This is a genomic window from Erwinia tracheiphila (assembly GCF_021365465.1).
Classification (GTDB): Bacteria; Pseudomonadota; Gammaproteobacteria; order Enterobacterales; family Enterobacteriaceae; genus Erwinia; species Erwinia tracheiphila.
The window spans coordinates 2,492,267-2,512,053 of sequence record NZ_CP089932.1 but is presented as its reverse complement, the minus strand read 5'-3'; the positions used below and the strand labels follow the sequence as shown (position 1 = coordinate 2,512,053).

The following is a 19,787-nucleotide window of genomic DNA, read 5'->3' as shown; positions in this document are numbered from 1 at the left end:
GTGGCTGATGATGCGTTTTTAACGGGTTGATACGCCGTCTGCACGGACTGTTACCTTACATAAATCAACCTGTTTTATCGTAAGTCATGAGCGATTTTCTTCTTAACGCATTGTGGCAGGGCCGTCAATTAAAGGAAAAATGACTAATCCATTTCAATAATTTGCGCTAAAGTTCCTGCTATAAATTTATTTTGTTTACAGCAGGCTAGGTATACCGATGATGAAATCACATTTCAGGCTGGCTGCATTGTTTCTGACTGTCAGTTCGTCCGTCTTTGCCGCAGATATCCCTCCAGGCACACAGCTTGCAGCCAGACAGGAGATTGTTCGTCATATTAAAGACGAGCCAGCCTCACTCGATCCCGCCAAAGCGGTGGGCTTGCCCGAGATCCCGGTTATTCGCGATCTGTTTGAGGGACTGACTAATCAGGATGCCGAAGGGGATATCGTGCCCGGCGTGGCCACACATTGGCAAACCAGTGACAACAGAACCTGGATTTTTACCCTGCGTAAAGATGCTCACTGGGCAAATGGTGACACTGTCACGTCGAATGATTTTGTATCAAGCTGGCGGAGATTGGTGGACCCGCAGACAGGCTCAACGTTTGCCTGGTTCGCTGCACTTGCCGGAATTGAAAATGCCACGGCCATCACTAAAGGTGAAATGGCACCGGACAAACTTGGGGTAACAGCGCTGGATGATTATCATCTGAAGGTGACGTTAGATCGTCCCGTGCCTTATTTTGCTCGTTTGACCGCGAGCTTTAGCCTCTATCCCATTCTGGCAAAGATTATTGAAAAATATGGCAAGGAATGGACGCGCCCCGGTAATCTTGTCGGTAATGGTGCCTATAAGTTGCAGGAGAGAGTGGTCAATGAAAAGCTGGTACTGACACGTAATGAACACTATTGGGATAACGCACACAGCGTGCTCAATAAGGTCACATTTTTACCCATCAGTGAGGAGTCCAGCGCAACGAAACGTTACCGGGCCGGTGATATCGACATAACTGAATCTTTCCCGAAAAATATGTATGAAATGCTGAAAAAGCAGATTCCGGATCAGGTTTATACGCCAGATCAGCTGGGTACCTACTATTACGCCTTTAATACTCAGAAAGGTCCAACAGCAGACGTACGCATACGTCAGGCACTCTCATGGAGTATTGACCGGAAAATTATTGCTGAAAAGGTGTTAGGAACCGGTGAAAAACCGGCCTGGCACTTTACGCCAGATGTGACCGCCGGGTTCACGCCCCAGGCTGACTTTTTGCAGCAGCACAGCCAGGATGAATTGAATACGCAGGCCAGAGCGTTACTGAATTCGGCTGGCTATGGTCCGGGTCACCCGCTGAATCTTACGCTGCTGTATAACAACTCTGAAAATAACCAGAAAATTGCTATTGCAGTGGCGTCTATGTGGAAAAAAAATCTTGGGGTAAATGTTCAGTTGCAAAATCAGGAGTGGAAAACCTACATCGACAGTCGCACCAGCGGCAATTTTGATGTAATCCGTGCTTCATGGGTTGGAGACTATAATGAGTCATCTACTTTTCTTAGTCTGCTGACTTCAACGCACAGCGGCAATATCGCGCAGTTTAAAGACAAAAATTATGATGCGTTACTGGAAAAAGCAAGCTTGGAAACGAATAATACGAAACGTAATGATGATTATAATCGCGCAGAGCAAATCATTGCGGATCGGGCACCCATCGCGCCGCTTTATCAATTTACCAATGGTCGTTTGATTAAACCCTGGGTGAAAGGTTATCCTATAACCAATCCGGAGGATATGGCTTACAGCCGGATGATGTATATTCTGAAACATTAATAATATCAGTCGGATGTGAACACATCCGCCCTGGAATATGGCCCATTTCCTGAACAGGCTGTCATTCCGTTTTATGGGGTTGTCCCGTCATCGTCAGGGTATCCTATGATAAAGCTGCCGTTTGTTATTGCCGTTGTTGTATTATTCTCAGCCTGTGCGGTGAAACATTACCCTTCCTCTCTGCCGGTCAGCGCGGTTGAGAGCACGCAGCTGGACTGTGAGGGTGTCAGAAAAGCGATTGTTGATCAGCAACAGGTTCAGAACAGAATTGACAGGACAGGCGAATTTGATGACCTGACGGTTCTAGGTTTTATGGGGGACTTTGGCATCGGCAATGGTATAGCGAAAAATCAGGCGCAAAAACATGCCGTTCAGCGAATGACCGGGCTTAAACAACTCGAGCAAATGCGTTGCAAGGTAGCGCAACAGGGATGAGATTGTGCAAATTCCGGGATGGTTCATATAACTTCATCATCAGGCTTGAGCTCAGGGTATAATCAACTAAGACTCTGTCTCAAAAGGCGTTATCGTATAATTTGTATTAGTCGCGACGTGATCTGACACCGGACCTTGCAAGGTTGAGGGTTACCGGTTCTGATATGGGTGTCGAATCCTTAAACAAAACGCGAGGTCACCCTCATGCTCCATACTCACAATCCCATCATCAAACACAAAGCCGGCCTGCTCAATCTCGCCGAATAACCCGGTAACGTCTCAACAGCCTGCAAGAGCACGGGCGTGTCACGCGACACCTTCTACTGTTATCAGGAACTGGCTGCTGAAGGCGGCATTGACGCGCTGGTTAACCAGAACCGCCGGGTTCCCAACCTGACGAACCGCGCCGACGAAGCCACTGAACGCGCGGTTGTTGAATACGCCGTTGAGTTCCCGGCGCCTGTGCAGCACCGGACCAGTGATGAGCTGCGTAAAAAAGGCGTGTTTACCTCCGGCAGCGGCGTGCGCGCCATATGGCAACGACACGACCTGGAGAACTTCCGTAAACGCCTGAAGGCGCCTGAGGAAAAGTTCGCCAGAGAAGGTATCGTGCTTACCGGTGCCCCAATCGCCGCGCTGGAGAAAAAGGCGCATGATGATGAGGCCAGCGGCGAAATCGAGACCGCTCACCCGGGCTATCCCGGGTCGCAGGACACCTTCTGTGCTGGCGATCTGAACGGTGTGGGCCGTATCTGCCCGCAGACGTTCGTGGATACGTACCCGAAAGTGGCACACTGCAAGCGGTATACGAGTAAAACGCCGAGCACTGCCGCCGACTGCCGTTCTGTGAGGCTCAGGAGCTGCCAGTGCTGAGAAGACTGACCGACAGGGGAACGGAGTACTGTGGTAAGGTGGAGCCGCATGATTACCAGCTTTATCTGTCCATCAACGATATCGCCCATACAAAAACGAAGGCGATGTCCCCACAGACCAACGGCATCGGTGAGCGCTTCCATAAAACGATTTTGCAGGACTTTTATCAGGTCACGTTCCGCAAGAAGTCATATGGGGAGCGGGAGAGCCTGCAAACGGATCCGGACAACGGATTATGGCATGACAATAATGAGCGGACTCGTCAGGGGAAAATGTGCGGCGGGCGAACGCCAGTGGCCAGGTTACCTGATGGAAAACGTGTCTGTGCAGAAAAGGCTCTGAACAGGGCAGCCTGACGGCTGCAAATTGAAAAACATGACCGTCTGCCAGGCCCGTAGTTGCCATACGCTGAGTGAAATATGTATGATCTGACTACATATTTTGCTCAGAGCCTTCCCCATGATGACCCGTAAAAGCATCGATACCATCCTGCTCTCCGTTGCCGCGGATAAGCTCTCTCAGCGTGAATGGGACTGGATGAAGATGCTCAAACCCATGGACCCGCCGCCTGTTATGGTCGCCAGGTCTATACTGGAGCGCCGGGGCGACACCGCCGCGCTTGCCCGTCTGCAGACAACTGAAGCTCAATCTGTCCCGTGCTGTCCGGTTTTACCCCGCGACCACTTAAAAAACTCTTTACGGCCAACCCGTGCTGGACCTCCTTCCTGGATGCCGGCGGGCTGCGTGATATCGAGGTCGGGGCCGTCACCCGTGACCTGAAAGCCATCTGTCAGGCCCGCACGGAAGAAGCAGGTCAGCGGGCGCGGGAAGCGTTCGCCGGTGCCCGGGACAGCCGCTACCCCCAAATAAGCCGGAGCTGGAAGGCAAACCGGGCCAGCCTGTCGACGTTCTTCGCTTACCCGGCAGACATCCGCAAGACGCTCGACACGACCAGCGCCATCGAGTCGCTGAACAGCGTGATCCGGGATGCCATCAAGAAGCGGAAGGTGTTCCCGACTGACGACGCAGTGAAAAAGGAGGTGTGGCTGGCAATCCAGGCCGCATCACAGAAATGGACGATGCCACGGAGGGACTGGCGCATGGCAATGAGCCGCTTTATTATCGGGTTCGGTGACCGCCCGGACGGCCACTACTGAGAAAAGGCATTTACACAGAATCATGTACAGGGTCATTTAACGCGATATCTTCTCACCGTCTTAATTTTTGGAAAAAACAGAGCCACACTGGGATGATATCCTGCGGCTGATTGTGTCCCTCAAACCTGGGCGACTGAACGTTATGTCCATCATGAAAACACGGCAAACTGGTGACGGGCCAACCCGCCTGGCGCAGGCTATAGCCGAAACAGGCCGCGCCGATAAAACTATCCATATGATGACTTACTTTGCCTTGGATCATATCCCATAAATGATCTTCTTGGGATCCTTTCAGTCTGCGAGTAATCTCTTGCTCTGTAAACGAAAAAACGCCTTTTCCATGCGAACGCATTTTGTGCACTCAAAAAGCTTCAGCTTACGCTAAAGAAACGGGATATTTATGCCACGCCCAGCGGGTGTTATGCCAAACCACGGGCAGGACTTATTGAAGGGACTAAATGGGAGACTCTACGCTCCATAGTATGCCCATTTTGGTGTGGGTCGCCGGATGCCAGGGTAATAGCAGACACTGCGTGCAACGGTCGGAATTAATGATTTTCTGAGGACAATGCCTGCAGGTTATCGCGGAAAGCGTTCACGGCAATGGCTCGATTATCGGCAAGATATCGATCTTTTGCTGCTGGTGCCGAACTCTGAACAGCAATTAACTGCCATGCATTATCCACTTTCATTAACAAAGGCGAGCCGCTGTCACCGGACAACGTATCGCACTGATGTGAAAGCACGTCTTTTTGCGCCCAGCCAGTGACGATACAGTCATTATGCGCATAAAGCGAATCAAGATGATCGAGAGGATAGCCTGCCTGAGTTACTTTTTGGTCGACATTTTTCAGTGCGGCGGTGAGATCGTCACGATTGCCACTAAAAATCGGGATCGGCACAATACCAGCAGGGGGATTATGTAAAATGATCAGGCCATAATCATAGGGGGCAGCAGAAGCAGGGATAATCCAGCCATCGCCGTCCACTTTTAGTTTTTTACCGAGTTCCGGGTCAACCCGGCTTTCAATATCGTGGATTTCATAGTGCCAACCACCCTTGCCATTGGAAATAAAACGAAGAGCAGTGGCTTTATCCGGTTTACCCGGAGGAGCAAACAGACAATGTCCAGCTGTGAGCGCCAGATGTGCTGAAATAAGCGTTGCCGTACACAGATTACCGCTGGTTGTTTCAAGTTGGCCGATAGCTTCCCAGGGTTGTCTGGCAGTTGTCGTAACAGGTTTACGATCATCCTTTCCAAAAAACAAGGCTTTTACTTCTGCCGGATCGGGACCGTCAGCAGCAGCGTAGGTTTGAAGTGAAAAGGTTACACAGCTCATTAAAACGAAAGCAGTCAGGCGCATGTTACTCTCAGCGTGGAGAAATATCAGAAGTTCTGGAACCAGCAGTGAGGCTAACTATAGTCGTTCAGTAGGAAAAAAGGGAGCACAACTTGGAATGTTTACCACTCACAAGATTAAAGATAAAAGCTGACCGTGACGACGCCACAAATAATCATTAATCCTAGAATAATTTCGAATAAATAGCGACGTACCATCATCCGATACTCCAGAAAGAAACACCCGGTTCGTCCGGGTGTTTAAGTTGTCAGTATGAGAGGGGAGTGTTTCCCGCTTCATTAATTACGCTTTTGGTGCAGCTGCTTTTTTGTGGTGAACTTTTTTAGCAGCCTGTGCTTTCTGAGCGGCTGCTTTTTTGTGGTGAACTTTTTTAGCAGCCTGCGCTTTCTGAGCAGCAGATTTCTTGGCAACTTTTTTATGGTGCTTTTTAGCTGTTTCAGTTTTAGCCGGTGCAGCAGTTGTTGCAGAAGCGGCAGGTGCCGCAGCCGGAGCAGTAGTGGTATCAGCGGCAAAAGCAACTGAAGACATACCCATAGCAGCGGCTACAACCAGAGCAAATAATTTTTTCATTGCAAAATCCTCAAAGTTTATTTCACGTGTCAGCCCACTGCGGGGCCGATGAAACAACTATATGAGATGGCGTCAGTAGTTTCCGTGAGTGATTGGTATCGGCATGTAACGGATTGTACAAAGCGGATAAGCAACGGGCCGGGAATTGATACTGCCGCCATATTCTTATGACGGCATTGCTACTTAATCAGCAGTTGTGCAAATAGCGATTTTCAAGATGCTTTTTAAAAAACAATGGGTTGAGATCCTCACCCGTTGCATTTTCAAAAAGCTGTCGGGTAGTGAAGCGACTGCCATGTTGCCAGATATTTTGTTGCAGCCAGTCAAATACAGGTTGCAAATTACCCTGGCACAACAGGTTTTCCACATCGGGAAGCGTTTTTTTAACAGCCTGAAAAAGCTGTGCGGCATACATCGCACCCAGGGTATAGGTAGGAAAGTAACCAAAAGAGCCGTCTGTCCAGTGGATATCCTGCATGCAGCCATCACGATAGTTTCCACTGGTATCAATACCTAATAGTGTTTGCATCTTTTCCTGCCACAGCGCTGGAATATCATCAACTTCAATATCACCGACAATCAGCGCTTTTTCTATTTCATATCGAAGAATAACGTGCGCAGGATAGCTGACTTCATCGGCATCAACGCGGATCAACCCAGGCTTAACGCGCTGATTAAGTCTGATAAAGTTACGCTCCTCGAATTCAGGCAGATCGCCAAATAATGCCCTGACGTGAGGCAAAAGCAGCATTAAAAAGCTAGCGTTACGACCAAGCTGTTTTTCAAAAAACAGACTTTGAGACTCATGGACCGCCGTCGAACGGGCCAGTGCAACCGGCTGGCCAGCCCATTGTTTCGGCAAATTTTGTTCATAGCGTGCGTGGCCGGTTTCGTGAATTACGCCCATCATGGCGCTGATAAATTCATTTTGATTGTAGCGCGTGGTGATACGCACATCTTCCGGTACGCCACCGCAAAAGGGATGAGCGCTAACATCAAGACGCCCCGCATTGAAATCAAAACCCAACAGTTTCATTACTGCCAGTCCCAGCTGTTTTTGTGATTCAACCGCGAAGGGGCCAACCGGTATTGCGATCTTTTCCTGAGACTGCTTATCAACAATTTGCTGCAGCAAAGAGGGTAGCCACTGTTTAACCTCGCCAAATGTGGCATCAAGTCTGGCACTGGTCATTCCCGGTTCGTACAGGTCCAGCAGGGCATCGTAGCGGGAGCACCCCTCCGCCTGGGAACGAATTTCGGCTTCCTGTCGGCTTAGTTTGACCACTTCTTTCAGATTGGCAGAGAAGCCTGCCCAGTCGTTAGCCGGACGCTGTTGCCGCCATGCATGTTCGCAGCGTGAACCTGCGACGGATTTCGCTTCCACCAGCGAGGCAGGCAATAAAGATGCCTGTTGCCAGCTGCGATGCATTTCAGACAGGTTAGCACACTCAATATCGTTGAGAGGCAGTTGCGCAGCCTCATCAAGCCACAGAGCAACATTTTTACCGGTGAGGATTTCGTGCCTCAACACGCTTAATTCTGCCAGTGCAGCCCCACGGGCCTGACTTCCGCCCAGTGGCATCATGGTCATCATATCCCAGCCGGCAATGGCTGCGAGATGTCCAAATCGTGAGAGGCGGGTAAACATCCGGGTAAGATTTGTATAAGCAGATGACATGAAGATCCTTAAATTAACGGGTTAAAATTAGGCTACGTGAGGCGGTAAATCAACGTCAACTGGCCAGCAAAAGCGAACGCTTGCACCTCCCAGTGGGCTGGTATCAATCAGCACATGTCCGCCAAAGGCCTGCGCCACGGAGTGAACAATGGCCAAGCCCAGACCACATCCACCGGTCGCACGATCGCGACTGGGATCGAGTCGCACGAAAGGTTCAAATACCCGTTCCCTTTCTGCAACCGGAATGCCAGGCCCATCATCCTCAACCTGCAGACAGGCGAGGCTGCCATCAAACCATAAACCAACACGCAGTCGTTGACCGCCATACCGTAACGCATTGTTGACGAGATTATCCAGAACCCGTTCCATCAATCTTGAATCAACCATACCAATATTGTGGCGCTGCGGCGTGTTGAGTTCGATTAAAAAATCGGTGTGAACCGAGCGAATATCATCCAGTCTTTCAGCCAGCCAACCGGCCAGATCCATGGACTGTAAGTTAAGTTCAACTTTGGGACGGTCAAGCCGTGCATAGGTCAGCAATTCTTCAATCAATGATTCCAGCTGTTCAATATCCCGATTAAGAGTCACTGCTTCGGTATCGCTGATGTTGTCACTTATTTCAAGGCGATAACGCAGTCGTACCAGCGGCGTCCGTAATTCGTGGGCAATACTGTCTATCAGCTGTTTTTTGCTCACAACCAGAGTGTGGATATTATCCGCCATTTGATTGAAAGCCACCCCAAGTCTGAGCAGGCCTGAGGCGTTATCAAAGTGAATTCGCTCGTCCAAATGCCCCTGCCCAAGCCGCTGGGCGGCAGATTCCAGCCGCAGCATATCTTTCCAGTGTGGTCGCATCCAGATAAATACGGGCAGCGCCAGTGAAATGCCAATCACGGCCAGCAGTGCAATATCAAGAATGCGCATTTCATGCAGAAAGAAGAGGTAGGGAATAGGGCCGACGGCCAGAACATAGTGACTGCGCGGAATGTGCTGAATAAAGGTATATTCATTATCCAATGCAACGATTTCCCCGGCACGCAGGCGTCGAAAAGTCACAGGATCGAGTTGATACTTACTCATCGGCTCAATGTGAAGCTTGAAAGATAGGTTCAGTTCAAGGTTATCAATGGTTTTATCCCAGTCACGCGGTGGAATCTCTCTTAGTTCACTGCGCATCAGATACAGCGAACTTTTCATCAGATCGTCCATTGATTGTCGTCCGGCACGCTCCGCGGTGAACTTATAAACCAGTCCCACCAGCATCGCCATGACCAAAAAGCAGACGAACAGCATCAGATAAAACTGAATAAATAACTTCTTCATTTTTCATCCCATGCGTGCGGGGCGAAAAGATAACCTTTATTGCGTATTGTTTTAATGCGATAGGGTTCGGTTGCGTTATCGAGCAACTTTTTTCTCAGTCGAGAGATAGCGACATCTATACTGCGATCCATGCCATCGTAGCTGACACCTCGCAGCGTTTTTAACAGGGCATCACGATTCAAGATGGAGCCAGCATGGGTGGAAAGTTCCCATAAAAGATCAAAGTCGGCAGTGGACAGTGCGATAATTTCTTTGCCGAGAGTAACCTGCCTGTTGACGGGGTCGACGCTGAGTGTGCCGAATGTCAAAGCTTTTTGAGCCGAAATGGCCGGAGCAATTTCTTCGCTTTGATTCTGCGTGCCAGCCTGCCGTAAATGCAGACGAAGGCGGGCCAGCAGAACGGCAGGGGGCGTGGTTTTAAGAATGTAATCATTGGCGCCCATTTCAAGTGAAAGAATATGATTCATATCGCTGTCGAGAGAGGTCAGCAAAACAATTGGCCCTGACCAGATATTATTAGCGCGCAAATCCCGGCACAGCGTCATCCCGTCTTTTCCTGGCAGCATGATATCCAGCATAACCAGATCGGGACTGGTTGTTGCAATAGTAGCTTCCGCGCGGTCACCGCGACTTTCTATAATAACTTCAATATCATGACGGCTCAGATAGGCTGCGATCAGTTCACCTACATCACAATCGTCTTCAACAAATACAATTTTATTCATAGCGCTATTTATCTGTAGAGGAAACACCAGACTACCCTTTGTTAACCCATACTACTATGATTCGGCGCTAATTAATTCCTGACAGATAGTATAAGATAAGTAAAATATGCCATTATGGTTAATGTGCCGATTTTGGTTGTCCTGTAAGTGCTGTAACGATGTGGGGAGGATGCACAGGTGTCTGAGAAAAAACTGGCTTCAACGTTGGAGAGTGAGGTCATATGCCTGAATTACATCGATTTTCTTTCCGCATCCTGCAAAAAACGTTGGAGCTTTGTTGATGCAATTTACGGTGTGATGCCCATCTTCGGCATGGTGACTAAAAGCGCATCAAATCTGTCTGATGCGACGTCAGAGAGACTTAAGGCTCTCGCTTTGCAAATCATTTCTACACAGGTCAGTGATGAGATCAATATTTCCCGATTGATAATCCTTGCTGAACAACAGCACATTAATCAATTCGATATTTTATTACCTTATCCACTATCAGAGTTTCAGCTTGAAGCTATTCGTCAGGAATACAGTCGCCCCCTCGAACTCAGACAGGCTAATGATATTTTATCTGTGAAGACCTTTAGTTTATCTCATTGAATTATTCAAATAATCTTTAACAGCGCCTGTGTGAACGATAATTTGAAACGCTCTCTATAGCCGAAATATATCTGGTGCGGAAAGACGGCCTAACCACATGACAAGTATACGAATTTACAGCAGATGTAGTGTGGTCAGAAACAATTACTTCAGCAAGAAGTACCGTTACAGCATAAAACTCAAAAGCCGGAGGCCTGCACCTCCGGGCTCATTTTTATTTGAAAAGATCGGCAGAAATCGTGATGTTGCCACCGCTCTGATTCGACCACTGACGGGTGATGTGATAATACTTCGCTCCTTTGGCAATCGCGGCACGGCCAACCGCTTCCGATACCTCAGTGGGCGTACCGAAATGACCGGTGAAGGTCACACTGTCAAATGGCTGCATCTGTGCGGCAGTGACGGCATTAAGCTCCTGCACGCTTTTTCCGCCCGGCGTTTTAACCGTATAGCGCTCAACGTTTGTCGTCTGGGTTTCAAAGAAACGTCCGACTTTGGTGCTGGGTGATTCAGACGAAGCCACGCCGGGAATTTGCACTGTTTTAGAGGCAGCGCCACCCGTTGCCAGCGCCGTTTTTCCTGCCTCAGAATCAGCCGGAATCAGATCAGGTGACTGAACTTTACGTTTGGGCGCATCCGCTTTGTATATGTAGGCGGTAATGTACTGATTGCCACCACCGCTGTTGGCATCAACCTGGCGGATGATATAAAAAGAAGCGGCGCCTTTAGATTTCGCCAATTTAGTGACAGCATCATTCACATCTGGCTGGCTGCGATAAAAACCACTCAGGCTGACGGTATCGTAGGGTTCCAGGCTAAAGGCTTCATTTTTTAACAATTCGCGAACACCATTAATCACACGATCTTTGTTTTTTGGCGCTGCGGGTGCGTTGGTATGATAAAGATCGGCAACCACACGCCAGTTTCCACCATTACCATTCGTATCATTGATTCCCTGGATATAGTAGGCGGCAGCACCCAGCTCATCGGCACGTTTCGAAACTGCCGCCGCCGCATCACCAATAGAGTTGAAGCGGCCTGAAACAGCGATACGATCAAACGGTTCAAGGGCAGATGCTTTTTCAGGGGGCAGTTCCTGAGCTGTATGCGCGGTTATTGATGTAAGCGACAACAGTACCGATGCCAGAATGGTAATCTTCAGCTTCATAAAATAATCCTTTGCCTTACGCAAAAATGGGTACGAAAACGTTCTGGATTGTTGATGTGTAACGGATTAGCTGCCGATTATTGCATGTAACAATGTCTTCTGTCTCAGCCATTTTGGTCAAGGGTTAATGGATGGTAAAAAATAGCTATTATTTTTTTAAAAAATATTAAATATAAGGTTTTATTAATATTAACATTATCAGGTCTTCATATTTACACATCTAAAGACTCAACCTGTTGTTATTTAAAATCTTTAAATTTAGATTCTGTCCCAAAAGGCGTTATCGTATAATGCATCCCGGTCATATCTGAGGGCAAAGTATGGCAGGCGGTAAAGGGCAGATTAGCGATGAACTCCGGGACAAAATCGCTCCGCTTATCCCGGAACACAAAACCCGCCATCCTCCGGGTACACGCCGAAAACGTGTTGATAATCGGGCCGCAATGAACGCCATTTTCTTCGTCCCCAGCACAGCCTGTCAGTGGAATGCACTCAATGCCACCGGGATAGGTTCATCAGCTTCTGCGCCCCGGCGCTTCAAGGAACGGAGAGGCGCAGGTGTCTTCGGGCGTTTCTGGCAGAACGGATCACTGGCCTGTGAGCACCCGGACGGCACGGACTGCTCATGGATGGGGGTATGACAACATCACCGCTGTCAGGGACAAAAAACAGGACGCAACCCCACGGACAGAGGGAAACAGGGCGTAAAGCCCAGTCTGATGACAGATGCCGGGGGGCTTCCTCTGCCACGGGTCGTTGCAGCAGCAGACAGGCATGACATCAAACTGGTGGCGGACACACCCGGTGCTCTTCAGACTGGGTACCCGGGCAAAACAGACCGGTTGAGCCGTCGTGACGAGCCTTATATCCCGCCCCGTAAAGAGGAATGAGATGCCAGTAAAACCACGAACTTCAGTGCCCGTCGCCGGGTCATCGGGAGGACGCACAGCCGGATGAACCGGTTTCGCCGGCCCCTGACCCGACGGGAAAAGACGTCTGAGAATGACGGGGCCCTGTTGCATTTTTCCTGTGGTCTTATTGTCTGGAATAAAGTCATATTGAGACAGGCTCTTAATTATAATCAATAAAAATATCATCTAACATTTTAAATATGAAAAATTAACTATTTAATAATAATTTGGCTTATTAATTGTGTTTAAATTGTTGTTTAAATAAGAAAATGAAAACCCAAAGCTGCAATAGCTGGATCGCTATTCATATTTTAAGTAGTTTATAACAGATTATTTTAGTCCTGCCGGGCCAATGGTCTGGACAGTGAAGACCACTATCATCTCATCTCTGATGAAGGGAATATTATGCTAATTGGAATAACCAAAGAGCGACTGCCCAATGAAGCGCGAGTTGCTGCAACGCCCAAAACGGTTGAGCAGCTACTGGCGCTGGGCTTCGAGGTCACTATTGAAAGCGGGGCAGGAAAGCTGGCGAACTTTGAAGATGCTGCTTACCTTGCTGCCGGAGCAACGATTTCTGACGACACCAGCATATGGCAGTCCGAAATTATAATGAAGGTGAATGCTCCAGCAGACGATGAAATAGCGCGCATTCGTGAAGGCAGTTTATTGATTAGTTTTATCTGGCCTGCACAAAATGCGGATTTACTTGAAAAACTCGCCGCGCGTAACATTACCGTGATGGCGATGGACTCAGTACCACGTATTTCCCGTGCCCAGTCTCTGGATGCACTGAGTTCGATGGCCAATATTGCTGGCTACCGGGCCATCGTGGAAGCCGCGCACGAATTTGGCCGTTTTTTTACCGGACAGATTACCGCCGCAGGAAAGGTTCCTCCTGCAAAAGTAATGGTTATCGGTGCTGGCGTGGCTGGTCTGGCGGCCATTGGTGCTGCGGGCAGCCTTGGCGCTGTTGTCCGCGCATTTGATACCCGTCCTGAAGTGAAAGAACAGGTTCAAAGTATGGGTGCCGAATTTCTTGAGCTTGATTTTGAGGAGGAGGCAGGCAGTGGTGACGGCTACGCTAAAGAGATGTCCGACGCCTTTATCAAGTCTGAGATGGATCTTTTTGCCGCTCAGGCTGAAGATGTAGACATCATCGTCACTACGGCCTTAATCCCCGGTCGTCCGGCGCCAACGCTCATCACATCCGAAATGGTTTCCAGTATGAAGCCAGGCAGCGTCATTGTTGACCTTGCAGCACAAAACGGCGGCAACTGTGAATTGACCGTAGCAGATCGCGTGGTTACTTCTGATAATGGCGTCAGGATAATCGGCTATACCGATTTACCAAGCCGTTTGTCCACTCAGGCTTCCCAGCTTTATGGCACTAACCTTGTCAATCTGTTCAGGCTGCTTTGTAAAGAGAAAAACGGCGAAATAGTCGTTGATTTTGATGATGTGGTGATTCGCGCTGTCACAGTGGTTCGCGAGGGCGAAATAACCTGGCCTTCGCCCCCTGTTCAGGTATCCGCTGCGTCAAAAGCCGCCTCTGCTGCGGTAACGCCGCCGGAAAAACCGCATAAAAAACCAATGCCGACTTTACAAAAATACGTACTGATTGCGCTGGGAATAGTGCTGTTTGGTTGGTTAGCCAATGTCGCGCCACCCGCTTTTTTATCGCACTTCACCGTATTCGCGCTTTCCTGCGTAGTTGGCTACTACGTTGTCTGGAACGTCAGTCATGCACTGCATACGCCGTTGATGTCCGTAACGAATGCCATTTCCGGCATTATCGTTGTCGGCGCAGTGCTGCAAATCGATGACGGTGGCTGGGTCACTTTCCTGTCCTTTATCGCCGTACTGATTGCCAGCATCAATATCTTTGGCGGATTCACCGTCACTCAACGCATGCTGAAAATGTTTCGCAAAAAATAAGGGGTAATGAATGTCTGGTGGATTAGTAACAGCAGCATACATTGTTGCCGCAATTCTTTTCATTTGCAGTCTGGCGGGTTTGTCGAAGCACGAAACGGCTAAACAAGGTAATTTATTCGGCATTAGCGGGATGACCATTGCGCTGCTGGCAACCATTTTGGGTCCTGACAGCGGCAATATCAGTTGGGTGATAGTGGCAATGGTGATCGGTGCTGCGATCGGAATCAGGTTGGCAAAAAAAGTTGAAATGACCGAAATGCCGGAGCTGGTTGCCGTTTTGCACAGTTTTGTAGGGCTTGCTGCAGTGCTGGTTGGTTTCAACAGCTATCTTGCTCACGCTCCAGGTCTGGATTCAGTGCTTGAAAATATTCATTTTACAGAAGTCTTTCTCGGTATTTTCATTGGTGCCGTCACCTTTACTGGCTCGCTGGTCGCCTTTGGCAAGCTCTGTGGCAAAATTTCGTCCACGCCACTGATGTTGCCCCATGGTCACAAGCTTAATCTTGCTGCACTGGTAGTTTCGCTCTGCCTGTTAATTATTTTTGTTCGCACGGAGAACGGGGGGACAGAATTTTTTGCGCTCATCGTCATGACGCTTATTGCCCTGGCTTTCGGCTGGCATCTTGTGGCTTCGATCGGGGGGGCGGATATGCCAGTAGTGGTATCGATGCTTAACTCTTATTCTGGATGGGCAGCGGCAGCGGCAGGTTTTATGCTGAGTAATGATTTGCTTATCGTCACGGGGGCGCTGGTCGGTTCAAGTGGTGCGATCCTCTCTTACATTATGTGTAAGGCGATGAATCGCTCATTTATCAGCGTCATCGCAGGTGGCTTTGGCACTGAAAGCGGTGTAAGCAGCGAACATGCAGAAACAGGTGAGTTTCGTGAAATTGACATTCAGGACACAGCTGAACTGCTCAAGAATTCTGAGACGGTTATTATCACTCCCGGTTATGGTATGGCTGTGGCGCAGGCCCAATATCCTGTTGCTGAAATCACCGAGAAACTACGCAAATATGGCGTGAAGGTCAGATTTGGCATCCATCCGGTTGCAGGACGTTTACCGGGGCATATGAACGTACTGTTGGCAGAAGCGCACGTCCCTTACGATATCGTGTTAGAAATGGATGAAATCAATGATGATTTCTCCGGGACTGATACCGTGCTTGTCATTGGGGCGAATGATACTGTCAACCCGGCTGCGCAGGACGATCCACACAGCCCGATTGCGGGTATGCCAGTACTTGAGGTGTGGAAAGCGCAAAATGTTGTGGTGTTTAAACGCTCAATGAATACCGGCTATGCCGGTGTGCAAAATCCACTGTTTTTCAAAGAAAATACACAAATGCTGTTTGGTGATGCAAAGGCAACCGTCGAGGCTATTTTGAAAGCATTATAACGACTACTTTTGACGATTCGAAATGAGGTAAGGCCCCTGTTTGTATCGGGGCCTTTATTGCAGAACAATCCTGGTTTCAGATTAAAAGTCCGTATTAGACGCGCTTCAGTTATCTTCCTGATCAAGATCGATGGGGGAAACAAACCCATCGGGCTTTATAGCCAGCAGGTCGCAGCGAAGATGGTCGATAACCTGTTCCGCCGTGTTACCCAAAAAAGCAGCGGACAGGCCGGTGCGGCCTATTGTTCCTAATACCACGATGCCTGCGTCAAGCTGTGCAGCCTGATCGGGTATGACCTCTTCAGGCAACCCTTTGTCTACATGCGTGAACTTTTCATCAATGGCGAATTTCTGCCTGAGTGCCTTCATGGCTAACAGATGCTGACCGCGTATCGCATCATTATACACGCTGGGGTCAAAATCAGGCAACTCAATAGCAATATTAAACGGTGTCGGAGGATAGGAACCCACCAGATGGACCTCTGTGTGATTTACCAGTTCAGCCAGTTCAAGCGTTTCCTGAACCAGTTTTACATTGAGCGGATCGTGATGGGGCTCTCCACTCGCGAGTTTAACAGCGACCACTGCTTTACCACCCTCTGGCCAGGGCTGGTCCTTAACCATCCATACCGGACAAGGACATTTGCGCAGGAGATGCCAGTCTGTAGGGGTAAACACCACCGCCTGTAATCGATCGTGCTGATGAGCCATCTTTAACAGCAAATCGTATTGACCATTTAGCACTTCCTGAATAATCGCTTCGTACGGGCGATTGTGCCAGATAACGTTAATATCAATGGCAATTCCAGCTTCAAGGTAGGCTTTAGCCTGGTCGCGAATCCACTCTGTACGCTGGCTTACCACGCCTTTGCGCATCGTCGAGCGCTCTCCGGGCGAAAGCAGGGTGGTCATTTCATAAGAAAAATCATAAACAGGCAGAAACGCAGTAATACGTCCACCAAGTCGTTGATTCAGATAAACGGCGCGGCGAAGTGCTGGCTGATCGTCTTGTTCAGGATCGACAACCACAAGAATGTTCTGATATTTGGCCATAACAGATTCTCCATAGGCAGACTGCTTTAAGATAGCGCAATCACAGGCCGGGCAGAAGGAAAAAATTATTGAGAATCCGGCGGTGTCGCGCTGCTGAACAATACCGAATGCCAACTTTGGCATAACAGATTCATTTAGTTACTTTTAGGTAGTGAGTTTTAAAATTAATCGATTATTTATATTTAATATTTGGCAGTACACTAGATAATGGTTTTTATTCAGAAAGTATTTTAAATAAATACGCTCAAATCGCTTATAAAAAGGCTGAGCCTGCGTGGAAACAAACTCAGTATGAAACCTTTCTCAAATGAGGAGGGTAAATAGTGCTTCGAGAATTTCAATATGGACAGATATTAATAAAATATCATTTTAATGCTGCATCATGCGATGGCACGACTCTGACCAGCCAGCTGAGATAAAACAGCATGATCTTCAATAGTAATATATTTACCTTTTACAGCAAGCATTCCACTTTTTTGAAAACGCCCAAGCAGGCGACTAATGGTTTCTACGGTAAGACCAAGATAATTACCAATATCACCCCGTGTCATGGTTAAACGAAACTCACGCTGGGAGAAACCTCGCTCGCCAAAACGGCGGGACAGGCCATAAATAAATGCCGCCAGGCGTTCTTCAGCATTTTTCTTAGAAAGCAGCAGGATCATCTCCTGATCACCTTTAATTTCACTGCTCATTAAGCGCATCATTTGTTGGCGCAGGCTTGGCATTTTTCCGGATAAATCGTCCAGCGTTTCAAATGGGATCTCGCAAACCATTGCGGTTTCAAGTGCCTGAGAGAAACTGGGGTGAACACCTGCACTGATAGCATCAAAACCAATCAGGTCGCCAGCCAGATGAAATCCGGTAATTTGCTCGTCTCCTTGCTCGGTGATGGTATAGCTTTTAATTGTACCGGCACGAATGGCATAAAGTGATTTTAGATCATCGCCTGCTTTAAACAATGTCTGACCTTTCTGGATGGGCTTTTTACGCTCAATGATATTGTCCAGCTGATCAAGTTCATGCTCGTTCAGCGTGAAGGGAATACAAAGCTGACTAATGCTGCAATCCTGACAGTGAATAGCACAACCGCCTGACTGAATACGCCTGCTAAAAACTCGTTTTTCAGTGATCATAGTAATGGACTCGATTGATTATTGATTATTGATTAAAGTCAATTTTATCACTTTTTCCTGATTGAAGGAAACGTCACGGTATAATTTTGGTCTCTGGCAAATTATTTATATCGAACTTAGTGCCATTCTTTTTAAATTTTATCAGAAAATTAACATTTCGGTTTTTTTGCAATAATATTGCATCGCAATTACATAAACTCTTTGCATTGCTGCTGTAAAAAATATTGTGAGAATCGCTTCTTTCCAGGAAATCAGTAACAAATAGGCCTAGTGGGAGCGAAGCTGAAAAATGCGACATCTATAATAACTCATTGTTATAACTAAATTTTAACCGCATTTCGTTTGAGACACTTAATTGTCCGAAAATGGTGTACGAATGGGATGACGCGTCCGAAAGTCATTTTGCTTAGTTTCGGACGGCACCGTTATGGCTGTCCGATACCGACCGTTTCCGGTCGATGTTATGCAGTCTTTCTGCCACCAACTCCGACGCGTGCCTCCCGGCCTGCGCACTGCTGAAGCGCAGTCGGTTGCCGCACAGAATGCATTTGTACGGATCCGTGCGCAGAAATTCTTTCATCAGCGCGGCGAAGCCGGGCTTCTCCGGTTTTTTCCGCGCTTCCATCTCCAGGGCTTCATACACCTTCGGCAGCAGGCTACCCCGTTTACGGTTTGATAAAAAACCGTAATAACGCACCATCTTAAAATGCTTCGCCGGGATATGGCTGATATAACGTCCGATCATATCTTCCTGCGTCAGCGTCTGCTGCCGGTACTGCTGCGTACGGTGGTCGTAATAGTGGTGCACCACCGCGCCGCCGCTGTAGTGCCTCAGCTTCGCCGCCGACACGGGGGGCCGTTTCAGGTACCGGCCCAGATATTTGACGCTCCGCCAGGCCCCCGGGTCTTCTTCGCGAAGTGGACCTTCCAGCGGCGCCCGTACTGCGCCTGCAGATAGCGCAGCCACTGTTTTTTGTCGTGGATATGCCCCAGCCCCGGCAGCCTGCCGGGGTTAATCAGGTCATAGCTGTGGCGCAGCAGCCGGATGACGGCTCCGCGCCAGATTTCCTCCACGGCATGCTTTTTAAAGAAGAGGTCGCGCCATACGCCGTGTTTAATATCAAGCCCGCCGCGGGTGACGGAGAGATGAATGTGGGGATGCTGGTTGAGCTGGCGACCGTAGGTGTGCAGGGCGCAGAAGATACCGACTTCCACACCCTGTTTTCTGGCCCAGCGGAGCATGGCGCGGGTGGCTGCGCGGAACAGGGCATTGAGCAGAGGCCAGTTATTGTTGAAAAAGGGCCACAGCAGATGGGGCATGGTGAAGGTGATATGCTGCCAGTCGCAGTCGGGCAGAATTTGCTGTTGCTCTGTAATCCACTGCTCCGTGGCCTTATGTCCGCAGGAGCTGCAGCCTTTTGATTTACAGGTCTGGCAGAAGAAGCGGGTGTGGGTGCAGTCCGGGGAGGCGCAGCAGTATCGCTTCACCCCCATGGCAGCAGTGCCGCAGGCGAGCATGCGCTCGACGCAGAGTACGGTCCAGGGGCTGAGGGTGTCCCCGTGTTTATCCATATACCGGTTCCAGGCGTCATCAGTGGTGAACAGCAGTTTTGCCGGGCGCGGGATATACATGCG

Annotated in this window: 15 protein-coding genes and 6 pseudogenes; 11 read left to right on the top strand and 10 right to left on the bottom strand. The window is 49.0% G+C overall.

From position 1 onward, the window contains the following. Positions 1–220 precede the first annotated feature (220 nt). The 7 genes and pseudogenes from LU633_RS13260 (at position 221) to LU633_RS26505 (ending at position 4,567) form a co-directional block, all read left to right on the top strand. Complete coding sequence (locus LU633_RS13260; RefSeq protein ID WP_016169716.1) at positions 221–1,831, top strand: peptide ABC transporter substrate-binding protein; 1,611 nt, start codon at positions 221–223, stop codon at positions 1,829–1,831. Between the two features lie 105 nt (positions 1,832–1,936). Beyond that, entirely contained in the window at positions 1,937–2,266 is a 330-nt protein-coding gene (locus LU633_RS13255) for a hypothetical protein (RefSeq protein WP_016169715.1), read from the top strand. 204 nt (positions 2,267–2,470) lie between these two features. Beyond that, a pseudogene (locus LU633_RS13250) lies at positions 2,471–3,495 on the top strand (helix-turn-helix domain-containing protein). A 103-nt stretch (positions 3,496–3,598) separates the two neighbouring features. Beyond that, positions 3,599–3,778 (top strand): annotated as a pseudogene (locus LU633_RS13245) (hypothetical protein); the annotation flags it as partial. A gap of 17 nt (positions 3,779–3,795) precedes the next feature. Continuing rightward, positions 3,796–3,918, top strand: a pseudogene (locus LU633_RS13240) (IS91 family transposase); the annotation flags it as partial. Next, positions 3,901–4,296, top strand: a pseudogene (locus tag LU633_RS13235) (transposase); the annotation flags it as partial. The pseudogenes LU633_RS13240 and LU633_RS13235, both read left to right, overlap by 18 nt. Before the next feature lie 112 nt (positions 4,297–4,408). Further along, entirely contained in the window at positions 4,409–4,567 is a 159-nt protein-coding gene (locus LU633_RS26505; RefSeq protein WP_016169711.1) for a Tn3 family transposase, read from the top strand. Positions 4,568–4,844: 277 nt separating this feature from the next. Here the strand turns inward: LU633_RS26505 and LU633_RS13225 are convergent, their stop codons facing one another. The 6 genes from LU633_RS13225 to rstA form a co-directional block, all read right to left on the bottom strand. Beyond that, complete coding sequence (locus LU633_RS13225; protein WP_016169710.1) at positions 4,845–5,660, bottom strand: trypsin-like serine peptidase; 816 nt, start codon at positions 5,658–5,660, stop codon at positions 4,845–4,847. Positions 5,661–5,773: 113 nt separating this feature from the next. Then, a complete protein-coding gene (gene ydgU / locus LU633_RS26500) occupies positions 5,774–5,854 on the bottom strand; it encodes a small membrane protein YdgU (protein WP_456151885.1) in 81 nt (26 codons plus the stop codon). Positions 5,855–5,939: 85 nt separating this feature from the next. Beyond that, the gene (asr, locus tag LU633_RS13220; RefSeq protein WP_016169709.1) at positions 5,940–6,227 is read right to left on the bottom strand and encodes an acid resistance repetitive basic protein Asr; all 288 of its coding nucleotides are present in this window, start codon (positions 6,225–6,227) and stop codon (positions 5,940–5,942) included. 187 nt (positions 6,228–6,414) lie between these two features. After that, positions 6,415–7,905 (bottom strand): carboxypeptidase M32, encoded by a 1,491-nt coding sequence (locus LU633_RS13215; protein WP_016169708.1) that lies wholly within the window; start codon positions 7,903–7,905, stop codon positions 6,415–6,417. A gap of 27 nt (positions 7,906–7,932) precedes the next feature. After that, entirely contained in the window at positions 7,933–9,231 is a 1,299-nt protein-coding gene (gene rstB, locus LU633_RS13210) for a two-component system sensor histidine kinase RstB (RefSeq protein ID WP_016169707.1), read from the bottom strand. Beyond that, positions 9,228–9,956 (bottom strand): two-component system response regulator RstA, encoded by a 729-nt coding sequence (gene rstA / locus LU633_RS13205; protein WP_016169706.1) that lies wholly within the window; start codon positions 9,954–9,956, stop codon positions 9,228–9,230. Before rstA ends, rstB begins: the two co-directional genes overlap by 4 nt. A 177-nt stretch (positions 9,957–10,133) precedes the next feature. On the opposite strand from rstA, the gene LU633_RS13200 reads away from it, so the two are divergent. After that, positions 10,134–10,547 carry a hypothetical protein gene (locus tag LU633_RS13200; protein ID WP_016169705.1) on the top strand — a complete coding sequence of 138 codons (414 nt, stop codon included), beginning with the start codon at positions 10,134–10,136 and terminating at the stop codon, positions 10,545–10,547. Positions 10,548–10,761: 214 nt separating this feature from the next. Here the strand turns inward: LU633_RS13200 and ydgH are convergent, their stop codons facing one another. Continuing rightward, entirely contained in the window at positions 10,762–11,715 is a 954-nt protein-coding gene (gene ydgH, locus LU633_RS13195; RefSeq protein WP_016169704.1) for a DUF1471 family protein YdgH, read from the bottom strand. A 320-nt stretch (positions 11,716–12,035) separates the two neighbouring features. Here ydgH and LU633_RS13190 point away from each other — a divergent pair. The 3 genes and pseudogenes from LU633_RS13190 to pntB all read left to right on the top strand — a co-directional run bounded on the left by LU633_RS13190 (position 12,036) and on the right by pntB (position 15,963). Continuing rightward, positions 12,036–12,803: pseudogene (locus LU633_RS13190) on the top strand (IS5 family transposase). 228 nt (positions 12,804–13,031) lie between these two features. Then, positions 13,032–14,564 (top strand): Re/Si-specific NAD(P)(+) transhydrogenase subunit alpha, encoded by a 1,533-nt coding sequence (gene pntA, locus LU633_RS13185; protein WP_016169701.1) that lies wholly within the window; start codon positions 13,032–13,034, stop codon positions 14,562–14,564. A gap of 10 nt (positions 14,565–14,574) precedes the next feature. Further along, the gene (gene pntB / locus LU633_RS13180) at positions 14,575–15,963 is read left to right on the top strand and encodes a Re/Si-specific NAD(P)(+) transhydrogenase subunit beta (RefSeq protein WP_016169700.1); all 1,389 of its coding nucleotides are present in this window, start codon (positions 14,575–14,577) and stop codon (positions 15,961–15,963) included. 105 nt (positions 15,964–16,068) lie between these two features. Here the strand turns inward: pntB and uspE are convergent, their stop codons facing one another. The 3 genes and pseudogenes from uspE to LU633_RS26215 form a co-directional block, all read right to left on the bottom strand. Beyond that, a complete protein-coding gene (gene uspE / locus LU633_RS13175; protein ID WP_016169699.1) occupies positions 16,069–17,016 on the bottom strand; it encodes a universal stress protein UspE in 948 nt (315 codons plus the stop codon). A 380-nt stretch (positions 17,017–17,396) separates the two neighbouring features. Further along, entirely contained in the window at positions 17,397–18,152 is a 756-nt protein-coding gene (locus LU633_RS13170; protein WP_016169698.1) for an FNR family transcription factor, read from the bottom strand. A gap of 406 nt (positions 18,153–18,558) precedes the next feature. Further along, positions 18,559–19,784: pseudogene (locus LU633_RS26215) on the bottom strand (IS91 family transposase). Between the last annotated feature and the right edge of the window lie 3 nt (positions 19,785–19,787).

Bases quoted from the DNA above. Each gene is read 5' to 3' on its own strand.
- asr (WP_016169709.1), bottom strand. From the start codon at position 6,227: ATGAAAAAATTATTTGCTCTGGTTGTAGCCGCTGCTATGGGTATGTCT.
- rstB (WP_016169707.1), bottom strand. From the start codon at position 9,231: ATGAAGAAGTTATTTATTCAGTTTTATCTGATGCTGTTCGTCTGCTTT.
- LU633_RS13170 (WP_016169698.1), bottom strand. From the start codon at position 18,152: ATGATCACTGAAAAACGAGTTTTTAGCAGGCGTATTCAGTCAGGCGGT.
- pntB (WP_016169700.1), top strand. From the start codon at position 14,575: ATGTCTGGTGGATTAGTAACAGCAGCATACATTGTTGCCGCAATTCTT.
- LU633_RS13215 (WP_016169708.1), bottom strand. From the start codon at position 7,905: ATGTCATCTGCTTATACAAATCTTACCCGGATGTTTACCCGCCTCTCA.
- ydgU (WP_456151885.1), bottom strand. From the start codon at position 5,854: ATGGTACGTCGCTATTTATTCGAAATTATTCTAGGATTAATGATTATT.
- LU633_RS13255 (WP_016169715.1), top strand. From the start codon at position 1,937: ATGATAAAGCTGCCGTTTGTTATTGCCGTTGTTGTATTATTCTCAGCC.
- ydgH (WP_016169704.1), bottom strand. From the start codon at position 11,715: ATGAAGCTGAAGATTACCATTCTGGCATCGGTACTGTTGTCGCTTACA.
- pntA (WP_016169701.1), top strand. From the start codon at position 13,032: ATGCTAATTGGAATAACCAAAGAGCGACTGCCCAATGAAGCGCGAGTT.
- LU633_RS13225 (WP_016169710.1), bottom strand. From the start codon at position 5,660: ATGCGCCTGACTGCTTTCGTTTTAATGAGCTGTGTAACCTTTTCACTT.
- LU633_RS13260 (WP_016169716.1), top strand. From the start codon at position 221: ATGAAATCACATTTCAGGCTGGCTGCATTGTTTCTGACTGTCAGTTCG.
- rstA (WP_016169706.1), bottom strand. From the start codon at position 9,956: ATGAATAAAATTGTATTTGTTGAAGACGATTGTGATGTAGGTGAACTG.
- uspE (WP_016169699.1), bottom strand. From the start codon at position 17,016: ATGGCCAAATATCAGAACATTCTTGTGGTTGTCGATCCTGAACAAGAC.